Origin of the sequence: Synechococcus sp. R6-7, assembly GCF_047461695.1 — a bacterium.
In the GTDB taxonomy this organism is placed as follows: Bacteria; Cyanobacteriota; Cyanobacteriia; order Thermostichales; family Thermostichaceae; genus Thermostichus.
This window is the reverse complement of record NZ_JANSHS010000202.1, coordinates 1-9,239: the sequence shown is the minus strand read 5'-3', so window position 1 is coordinate 9,239 and position 9,239 is coordinate 1. Positions and strand designations below refer to the sequence as shown.

Sequence of the window (9,239 nt, the reverse complement as noted above, 5' to 3'; positions counted from 1 at the left end):
GCTTATTATTGACTAGAGTCATGCTCCTGCTAGGGTTGCTCGATATGGGAGCGGGGCTCCAGGTGGATGAGGATCCGCGCTGGCCCGTAGCGCTCCTGCAAGAGGCGTTCAACTTCCTCAGTGAGGCGGTGGGCGGACTCGATATCCTGCGGCTCCACCACCAGGTGCATCTCGATAAAGACCATTTCCCCTGGGATCCCGCGGGAAGTGATGTCATGGCAGTCGAGCACGCCTGGCACGCTCAGGATCAGATCCCGCAGGGCCTCGGCAGGGATCGCCACCCGGTCGGTGAGGTAGGGAAGATTCTCCTGCAGCACTTCCCAGCCGCTTCGGAGCACCAGCAGCGCCACCGGCAAAGCCAGGGCTTGATCCAACCAAGGGATCCCCCAGTAATGCACGCCGGCCAACCCCAGCAAGACCGTCAGCGTTACCCCAACGTCGCTGAGGGTATGGCGAGCATCGGCCAACAGCAGCGAGCTGGATAGCGCTTTGCCCCAGCGGTGCTCGTAGAGGGTAACAAAGACGTTAATGCCCAACACCCCCACCATCACCCCCAAGGTTAGCTCGTCAATCTGCAGGTGGGGCTGGGGCTCCCAAAACCGCTCCACGGCTGTGCGCAAGATTTCCAGGCTGGCCATCCCCAAAAAGGCAGCGATCCCCAGCGCTCCAATGGCTTCAAACTTGCGATGGCCGTAGGGATGGTCGTCATCGGGCTCTGGCGAAGAAAAGCGCATGGCCACCAAGCCCAAAATGTTGCTGGCGCTGTCGGTGGAGCTGTGCAGGGCATCGGCAATGAGGCTTAGGGATCCCGTCGTCAGCCCCAGGATTAACTTGATCAGAAACACCAGGACATTTAGCCCTAGCGTGACGTACAGCACCCTCTGCACTTGGCGCTGACGGCGGCTGGCTATGGCAGCAGAATCCAGAAAGCTCACTGCAGCTCGGGCGGGGATCCACAGATATCCTGCTTTATTCTGTCACCGACCTCAATAGGGGTAAGGGAGGGTACCCTAAAAGCAAGCTGCTAAGGCTTAGTCAAGTGGCCGCCGATTGGGGAGCGAACTCTGAGTATGCACGTTGCTGTGGTAGGCGCTGGCTATGTGGGCCTGGTAACAGGGGCTTGCCTGGCTCACCTAGGAAATAGCGTTATCTGTGTGGACAACAACTCCGCCAAGATTGAAGGGCTGCAGCGGGGTCGCCTGCCCATCTACGAGCCCGGCCTGGAAGAGCTGGTGCGGGAGGGAACTGCGGCGGGTCGGCTGCACTTTAGCACCGATCTGGGCTCTGGGATCCAGGCCAGCGAGGTGGTGTTTATTGCCGTGGGCACCCCGGCCCTGCCCAGCGGGGATCCCGATCTGCGCTACGTGGAAGCAGTGGCGCGGGAAATTGGCCAGCATCTGGACGAGCACTATCGAGTCATTGTCAACAAATCCACTGTGCCCATTGGCTCTGGGGACTGGGTGCGCATGCTCATTTTGGACGGGGCCGCCGAAGCCGCCAAGCAGCGGCTGAGCAGCCGAGAAGTGGGGAGAGATCCAGAGGCCAGATCCCTGACCTTGGAGCTCTCGCCTTGGACGCCGCAGTTTGACGTGGTGAGCAACCCCGAGTTCCTACGGGAGGGCAGTGCCATCCAAGATACCTTCTACCCGGATCGCATTGTGATTGGCTCCAACAGCCCCCGCGCCATTGAAATCATGCGGCAGCTGTATGAACCCATCCTCAACCGCCAGCAGGGCCTGCAAGGGGATCCCGTGCCTTTGCTGGTGACCGACCTGGCTTCTGCCGAAATGATCAAGTATGCCGCCAACGCCTTCCTGGCCACCAAGATTAGCTTCATCAACGAAATGGCCAACATCTGCGAGCGCACCGGCGCCGACATCACCCAGGTGGCAGAAGGGATCGGCCTAGATAGGCGCATTGGCCGCGCCTTTCTCAACGCCGGCATAGGGTGGGGCGGAAGCTGCTTCCCCAAAGATCTGGCGGCTCTCATTCAAACCGCTGCTGACTACGGCTATGAGGCCAAGCTGTTGCAGGCCACGGTGGAGGTCAACCGAGAACAGCGGCAACGTTTGGTGGAAAAGCTGCAGCAAGCCCTCAAGGTGCTCAAGGGTAAAACCGTTGGCCTTTTGGGCCTCACGTTTAAACCCCACACCGACGACCTGCGGGATGCCCCTTCCCTAACTTTGATCGAACAACTCCACCGTCTGGGGGCCAAGGTCAAGGCATATGATCCGATTGTATCCGCCTCGGGGATGCGGGAGGGGTTGGCCCATGTGGTGGTGGAAACGGATGTGTTCCGGCTGGCCCAGGACTGCGATGCCCTGGTGTTGGTGACGGAGTGGCCGGAGTTTTTGTCGCTGGATTACCGACGGATTGCAGAGCTGATGCGGCGGCCCTTGCTCATCGATGGCCGTAACTGTCTGGATCGGGAGGCGGTGCGGCAGGCGGGCATAACCCTCATTGGAGTGGGCTGGTAGGTGCTGGGGAAATCAGGGGAAATCATGAAGATCCTGGTTACGGGTGGCCTGGGATTTATCGGATCCCACTTGGTAACCCGCCTTCTGCAAGAAGGCCACTGGGTCATTTGCCTGGACAATGGCTCCACAGGCCGGCAGCTCAATGTCCAGGCCCATCTGGACAACCCCGCCTTTCAGCTCATCTGGCACGACGTTGCCGAGCCCCTGCCGCCCGCTTTGGCAGAGGCTGGGATCCAGCAGATCTACCACCTGGCCTGCCCCGCTTCTCCCCCCCACTACCAAGCGGATCCCATCCGCACCATCCGCACCAGCCTCTGGGGCACCTACCACCTGCTGCAACTGGCCCAGAAAACGGGAGCGAGGTTCCTGCTGGCCTCCACCTCAGAAGTGTACGGGGATCCCCAAGTGCATCCCCAACCGGAAGACTACTGGGGCCACGTCAACCCCATCGGCCCGCGGGCCTGCTACGACGAATCCAAGCGCTTGGCGGAAACCCTCACCTTCGACTGGCAGCGGCAATACCAGACGGAGATCCGGGTGGCCCGCATCTTCAACACCTACGGCCCCGCCATGCGGGAGGACGATGGCCGCGTGGTGAGCAACTTTATCGTCCAGGCCCTGCGCGGGGATCCCTTAACAGTTTATGGGGATGGATCCCAGACCCGCAGCTTTTGCTACATCTCCGACCTGGTGGAAGGCTTGATCCGGCTGATGAACAGCCCCTACCCCGGACCCTTTAACTTGGGCAACCCAGAGGAGTTCACCATCCTGGAGCTGGCCCAGCAGGTGCTCGCCCTCACCGGCAGCCCTTCTCCCATCGTTTACCGGCCTCTGCCGACGGACGATCCCAGACAACGGCAGCCGGATATTGGCAAAGCCCGCGCCCTCTTGGGTTGGGAGCCTCGGATCCCGCTGCAAGTTGGGCTGCAACAGACCATCCCTTACTTTCGTCGGCGGCTGGGGCTGGAATAACCTTCGGGTGCTCCCGACAACCCCAACCCGTTTGAGAACCCTTTCCGCCTCAGCTCGGTTGACCTGGGTGAATGGCTGCCAGCGGCTCCAGTTGGCGGGCTTGCTGTTGTAGCCGACTCACCAACTGCCGACATACCACTTCGCACAGCTCAAAGCACATGGGATCCGCAATTTGGTAATAAACACTCACCCCCTTGGGCTGACGGCTGACGATCCCTGCCTGCGCCAAGATTTTCAGGTGCTTGGAAACATTGGCCTGGCCCATGCCGGTGGCTTCCAGAATCTGGGTTACATTCTTCGGCCCAGAGCGCAGCTCACACAGGATCTGCAGCCGGCTGGGTTCCGCCAAAACCTTGAAGTACTCCGCCACGCTGTTGAGAACCTGCGGCGTCAGGATTGTGCGACACTCATTCACATCCGCTCTGCTCACCGGCTTTCTCCCATCAACAAACCTGCTTGCGCCGTCCATGCAACTTGATTTTAACACTAGATAGTTATATAGTGTTCCTAGAAAGTCCAAGTTCACGTCGGGCTTTCGATACCAGACAGGAGGGCACTATGCTATTTCGCCAACTGTTCGACGCAGAAACAAGCACCTACACCTATTTAATCGCGGATCCGTCAACTCGCGAGGCCGCCCTGGTGGATCCAGTGCTGGAGCAGGTGGAGCGGGATTTGAAGCTGATTCGGGAATTGGGTCTAACCTTGAAGTACTGCCTGGAAACCCACGTTCACGCGGATCACATCACGGGAACCGGGAAGCTGCGGGAACTGACCGGTTGCCAAGGGGTGGTGCCAGTACAGGCCAAGGCTCAATGTGCAGATCGTTTCATCGGTCATGGGGAAACGCTGCAAGTGGGATCCGTCGTCATTGAAGCCATCGCTACCCTGGGCCACACCGACAGCCACATGACCTACCGCGTGAATGGGGATCGCGTCCTTACCGGAGATGCCCTGCTGATCCGCGGCTGTGGCCGCACCGACTTCCAAAGCGGGGATCCCGGCCTGATGTACGACCATGTTACCCAGCACTTGTTTACGCTGCCCGATGAGACGCTGGTCTATCCTGGCCACGACTATCGCGGGCACACCGTCTCCACCATTGGCGAGGAGAAGCGCTGGAACCCGCGCTTTGTGGATCCGGAAACGGGCAACCTGCGTTCCCGTGAGAGCTTCATTGCCCTGATGAACAGCCTCAACCTGCCCCAGCCGAAGAAGATCCAGGAAGCGGTGCCGGCCAACGAGCAGTGCGGCCAAGTGGCAGCAGCGGTTTAATTCCTTCTGGGCAGCGAGGTGCAGGGTAAGCCCCCGCCGGCTGGGGAGCCCATGTGAAACTCCGATGGTGAGGGCCCGCTGCTCTGGGTAACCTTCTCTCAATTGGCTTGCCAGAAATGGAGAGTTTGAGCGTGGATCGAGAAAGTCTCTATGAGAGCGATTTCTACGCTTGGATCCAGCAACAAGCTCAATTTCTGCGGGATCGGGCCTGGGAGAAGCTGGATCTGCCCAATTTAGTCGAGGAGATTGAATCGTTGGGCAGGCAACAGCGGCAGGAACTGCGAAACCGACTTGCAGTTTTGGTTGGGCATCTCCTCAAGTGGGAGTACCAGCCAGAGGGGAGATCCGCAAGCTGGCTCCTCACCCTCCAGCTGCAGCGGCAGGAAGTTCTGGAGCTTCTTGAAGAAAGCCCAAGTCTCAAGCCCTATCTGCCAGAGGCCATCTCCAAGTCTTACTTGGGAGCGCTGAAGCTGGCCCTGGAGGAGACCAAGCTGCCCAGAAAGATTTTCCCCAAAACCTGCCCTTATTCCTCAGAGCAAATCCTGGATAGCCGGTTTTACCCCGGTGAGCCCAGTCATTTGCTTGAGGAGGGGGATTAATCCCAAAAATCGCTGCATTTTGCATTTTAGACAACGCTAGAAGCAAGGAGACAACCATGACCGTAACCCAACAAAACCCTATCCCTTCCGCTTCGCAAGAACGGGATCCCCGTCTCAAGGAGATCGATGCCCTGACCTTAAAACAGTGGCTGGATCAGGGGCGAGTCCAGCTCATTGATGTGCGGGAGCCGGGAGAATATGCCGATGAGCGGATCCCGGGGGCCATCAACATGCCCCTATCTACCTTTGACCCGGCCAAAGTGCCCGCCTCTACGCCAGAAAAGCCGGTGGTGTTGCAGTGCCGCATGGGCAGCCGCTCCATCCGCGCCGGTTGCCAGTTGCTAGACCGCGGTTGGCCGGAGGTCATTAGCCTTAAGGGAGGGATCGAGGCTTGGAAAGCGGCCAAGCTGCCCGTTACCCGCACCCAAAATGCTCCCATCTCCATCATGCGGCAGGTGCAGATTGCAGCGGGATCCCTGGTGCTCACCGGAACCCTTCTGGGGGCCTTTGTCAACCCCTGGTGGCTGCTGCTGAGTGGCTTTGTGGGCGCTGGGCTGGTGTTTGCGGGTGTAACCAACACCTGTGGCATGGCTCTGCTCTTGGCTCGCATGCCCTGGAACCGAGGTCAGGCGCTATGAGTGGGATCCCTTCTACTTCCTCTGGGGGGCAAGGGATCCTGGCGCGGTACCTGCCCTTTGCTAAGGAGTCCCTTTGGGTCTTCCACTATCAACGATCAGATTTGCCGGGAGATCTGATCGCCGGCCTTGTGGTGGCCATTCTGTTGGTGCCCCAGAGCATGGCCTATGCCCTGTTGGCCGGGTTGCCCCCCCAAGTGGGCCTGTACGCCAGTATTTTGCCGGTGATCGTCTATGGACTACTGGGATCCAGCCGCGCCTTGGCGGTAGGGCCAGTGGCCATCATCTCCCTCTTGGTGGCGGCAGGGTTAGAGCCCCTGGCCGGTCGCGTCAGCGGGACGGAGTCCTTGCCGGGCAGCCCAGAGTACGGGCAGTTGGCTTTAGGCCTGGCCTTGGAAGTGGGTTTGATTCAAGGGGCGATGGGGTTGTTGCGGCTGGGGTTTTTGGCCAATTTCTTAAGCCACACGGTGGTGACTGCCTTTGGCAGCGCGGCGGCCTTGATCATCGGCTTCAGCCAGCTCCGCCACCTCCTGGGGGTCAAGATCGCCAATACGGAGTCCTTCTTGCTGTTGGTGCAGCGGCTGTGGCAGAGCCTGGATAAGGTAAACTGGGTAACCTTTGGCTTGGGGCTGCTGGCCATATCCCTGCTGGTGTACGCCCAGCACAAGCTGCCCCACCAACTGCGGCGTTGGGGTGTGCCTCCAGGTTGGGCCTTGATTTTGACCAAGGGGGCACCGCTAGCGGCTGTGCTCGTGACCAGCCTGTTGGTCTGGGGCCTAAACCTCTCGGAGAGGGCAGGGGTATCCGTTGTTGGCTCCATTCCTTCCGGGTTGCCCCCCTTGGGCTTTCCCTCGTTGAGCTGGGGACAGTGGACAGCGCTTCTGCCCACCGCCTTGGCCATTAGCTTGGTGGGCTTCACGGAGAGCTATGCCGTGGGGCAGTCCTTGGCCAGCCAGCGGCGGCAGAAGGTGGATCCCAACCAAGATCTGGTGGCTTTGGGGGCAGCCAACTTGGCAGCAGCCTGCAGTGGCGGCTATCCGGTAACGGGAGGCATCAGCCGGTCGGTGGTGAACTTTCAAGCAGGCGCCAACAGTGGCCTGGCCTCCCTAATCACCGGCCTGTTGGTGGCTTTGACGGTCATCTGGCTGATGCCCCTGTTCACCTTCTTGCCCCAGACCACCCTGGCGGCCATTGTTCTGGTGGCGGTGCTGGCCCTGGTGGATTTTCACCCCCTGCTGCAAAGCTGGCGCTACGACCGTGGCGATGCCCTGGTTTGGTTGGTAACCTTTGCCAGTGTGCTGGGGATCGGAGTGGAGCAGGGGATCGGAATAGGGGTGTTAGTCTCCATCCTGCTCTTTCTTTGGCGGGCTAGCCGTCCTCACATTGCCATCGTGGGTCAGGTGCCCGGTACGGAGCACTACCGCAACGTGCAGCGCCATGAGGTGATTACCGATCCCCGTATCTTGGCAGTGCGGGTGGACGAGAGCCTGTTTTTTGCCAACGCAGCCTACTTGCAGGAGTATCTGCTGCGAGAGGTGGCGGCGCGACCCACAGTGGAGCAGGTGCTGCTCGTTGCCAGCGCCATCAACTTCATCGACGGCAGCGCTTTGGAAGTGCTGACCCAGTTGGTGGAACGTTTGCAGCAGGCAGGGGTGGGCTTTGCCATGGCCGAGGTGAAGGGGCCGGCGATGGATCGCCTCCAAAAGGCTGGGTTTGTGGAGAAAGTGGGCGCTGAGCGCTTCTTCCTCTCCACTCACCAGGCGATGCAAGCCCTCGGATCCCAGCAGAGCCTCAGTCAGGTGTCATCTTCCTGATCAGCACAAGGGGGGTTTGTTCAGCGGCATTGCCGGCGGGGTTCTTGCCCAGGGCTTGCTCCACCAGCTCCCGCTCTACGCCGGGGCTGGCTGCCAGGATCTTGACCTGCCCCAGATCGTTGGCATCCACGATGGCCACTTCGTAGCCCGTCTGCCGATGCAGATCCCCCACCAACTTGGCCGGATCCCGCGGCCCCAGCACGATGAACTGGTCATAGGGAGGCAGGGTGCCAGTAACGTCGTCGATGAGATCGGCCTGCTCCCCCGCCAGGGTATAAAAGACCCCCGGGATCCCCAGCAGTTTGGCCAGGGATCCCACCACAAAAGCCCACACCACCCGCCAGGCCCCGGAGCAGTCAATCAAAGTCTGCATCCCGTAGCAGCTTGAAAGACTGGTCTTGGAGGGGAAGAAGTAGCACAGGGTGCGGGCCAGCCAGCCGGGCTGCACCTGCAGGGGATGGCGGAAGTTGCCCTGGACAATAGCCACGGCGCTTTCCGAGATGGCCACCATATCGCCGGGCTGGATGTGAGGGCCTACATACCGCCGTAGCACCTCGGCCAAGTCATCGCTGGGGGTCAGCAGATGGGTGGGAACGGCAGCCCAAAGGAGGGATCCCTGCTGCTGCCAGTTCAGCTCTGGCAAGGGCTCCACCTCCTGCAACGGCAGGATGAGATGGCTGGTCTTGAGGGTGCGCCGCTGCCGCCCGTACTGAATGTAGTCCAGCTGGAGCCAGGCTGAGCGCAGATCCGCTAGCCCTTTCCCCTTCAGCTCGATCTCGACTTCTAGGCCAGTCTGGTTCTCGGGGGTGATGATGTAGGCCTGCCAGTAGTTGTCTTGGCGGGGGGGAAGATCCGGATGGCGAGAGCGCAGGCGTAGGCGGGTGTGAATGCCTTCTGGGGAGCCAGCGCTGAGCAAATGCAGTCGCGGCTGCACCTGGGCCAAGGTGACCTCAAAGAGGGGGTTGAGGTTGCGAGCCACAAACTCCGCTTGAATGACCCAGTGCTCGGGGGTGTGGCGGCTGATGCGCCAGCCTTGGGGCTCCACCACCAGGTGATCGGCGGGGCGGGTCTTGAGCCAGTAGGGCAAGCTGCCCAAACTCAGCAGCAACCCGGCCACTACCTGAGCCCAGCCCCAGGGATCCCACAGCCAACGCCAAGCCCCCCATAGGCTGAGTCCTACCCCGGCCAGCACTGTGGCCAACACGCCACGATTCACCATGCTGCTACTTGTTGCCATCGGGATCCCACTCCTCAAAAAAAGACAAGTGCTTAAGCCCTGCTAAAGTCTGCCCCTTTGTCCACCACAACACCCTAGACTACGGGTACGCTCTAGCTCTTCTCCTGAACCCTAGCCATCCTACCGGGAAACCGAAGCAGGCCGTAGCGGGATCCCTACCTAATTTTTAGTCTCAAACAGTTAGCTTACAAATAGATTTCATTTCAGCTAGAAATCGCAGGAGCCCCGCA

Annotated in this window: 9 protein-coding genes; 6 read left to right on the top strand and 3 right to left on the bottom strand. The window is 60.2% G+C overall.

The window, feature by feature from the left end; translation table 11 throughout:
• Positions 1-29 precede the first annotated feature (29 nt).
• The gene (locus NW815_RS06705) at positions 30-935 is read right to left on the bottom strand and encodes a cation diffusion facilitator family transporter (protein ID WP_414390660.1); all 906 of its coding nucleotides are present in this window, start codon (positions 933-935) and stop codon (positions 30-32) included.
• Between the two features lie 135 nt (positions 936-1,070).
• Between NW815_RS06705 and NW815_RS06700 the strand changes: the two genes are divergently transcribed.
• Positions 1,071-2,477 carry a UDP-glucose dehydrogenase family protein gene (locus NW815_RS06700; RefSeq protein WP_414390658.1) on the top strand — a complete coding sequence of 469 codons (1,407 nt, stop codon included), beginning with the start codon at positions 1,071-1,073 and terminating at the stop codon, positions 2,475-2,477.
• Between the two features lie 24 nt (positions 2,478-2,501).
• Positions 2,502-3,449: a UDP-glucuronic acid decarboxylase family protein gene (locus NW815_RS06695; protein ID WP_414390655.1), complete on the top strand. Its 948-nt coding sequence runs from the start codon at positions 2,502-2,504 to the stop codon at positions 3,447-3,449.
• 49 nt (positions 3,450-3,498) lie between these two features.
• On the opposite strand, the gene NW815_RS06690 is transcribed toward NW815_RS06695, so the two are convergent.
• Entirely contained in the window at positions 3,499-3,879 is a 381-nt protein-coding gene (locus NW815_RS06690) for an ArsR/SmtB family transcription factor (protein WP_414330936.1), read from the bottom strand.
• Positions 3,880-4,007: 128 nt separating this feature from the next.
• Here NW815_RS06690 and NW815_RS06685 point away from each other — a divergent pair, with 128 nt between their 5' ends.
• From NW815_RS06685 to NW815_RS06670, 4 genes are all read left to right on the top strand, one after another.
• Positions 4,008-4,724: an MBL fold metallo-hydrolase gene (locus tag NW815_RS06685; RefSeq protein WP_414344473.1), complete on the top strand. Its 717-nt coding sequence runs from the start codon at positions 4,008-4,010 to the stop codon at positions 4,722-4,724.
• A 116-nt stretch (positions 4,725-4,840) separates the two neighbouring features.
• Complete coding sequence (locus NW815_RS06680) at positions 4,841-5,323, top strand: DUF29 domain-containing protein (RefSeq protein ID WP_414352140.1); 483 nt, start codon at positions 4,841-4,843, stop codon at positions 5,321-5,323.
• Positions 5,324-5,379: 56 nt separating this feature from the next.
• A complete protein-coding gene (locus NW815_RS06675; RefSeq protein WP_414344471.1) occupies positions 5,380-5,961 on the top strand; it encodes a rhodanese-like domain-containing protein in 582 nt (193 codons plus the stop codon).
• Complete coding sequence (locus tag NW815_RS06670; protein WP_414390652.1) at positions 5,958-7,772, top strand: SulP family inorganic anion transporter; 1,815 nt, start codon at positions 5,958-5,960, stop codon at positions 7,770-7,772. Before NW815_RS06675 ends, NW815_RS06670 begins: the two co-directional genes overlap by 4 nt.
• On the opposite strand, the gene NW815_RS06665 is transcribed toward NW815_RS06670, so the two are convergent.
• Positions 7,750-9,009, bottom strand: a complete 1,260-nt coding sequence (locus NW815_RS06665) for a hypothetical protein (RefSeq protein WP_414390650.1) — start codon at positions 9,007-9,009, stop codon at positions 7,750-7,752. The two genes, NW815_RS06670 and NW815_RS06665, sit on opposite strands and share 23 nt — an antisense overlap.
• Between the last annotated feature and the right edge of the window lie 230 nt (positions 9,010-9,239).

Bases quoted from the DNA above. Each gene is read 5' to 3' on its own strand.
- NW815_RS06695 (WP_414390655.1), top strand. From the start codon at position 2,502: ATGAAGATCCTGGTTACGGGTGGCCTGGGATTTATCGGATCCCACTTG.
- NW815_RS06680 (WP_414352140.1), top strand. From the start codon at position 4,841: ATGGAGAGTTTGAGCGTGGATCGAGAAAGTCTCTATGAGAGCGATTTC.
- NW815_RS06665 (WP_414390650.1), bottom strand. From the start codon at position 9,009: ATGGCAACAAGTAGCAGCATGGTGAATCGTGGCGTGTTGGCCACAGTG.
- NW815_RS06685 (WP_414344473.1), top strand. From the start codon at position 4,008: ATGCTATTTCGCCAACTGTTCGACGCAGAAACAAGCACCTACACCTAT.
- NW815_RS06670 (WP_414390652.1), top strand. From the start codon at position 5,958: ATGAGTGGGATCCCTTCTACTTCCTCTGGGGGGCAAGGGATCCTGGCG.
- NW815_RS06675 (WP_414344471.1), top strand. From the start codon at position 5,380: ATGACCGTAACCCAACAAAACCCTATCCCTTCCGCTTCGCAAGAACGG.
- NW815_RS06700 (WP_414390658.1), top strand. From the start codon at position 1,071: ATGCACGTTGCTGTGGTAGGCGCTGGCTATGTGGGCCTGGTAACAGGG.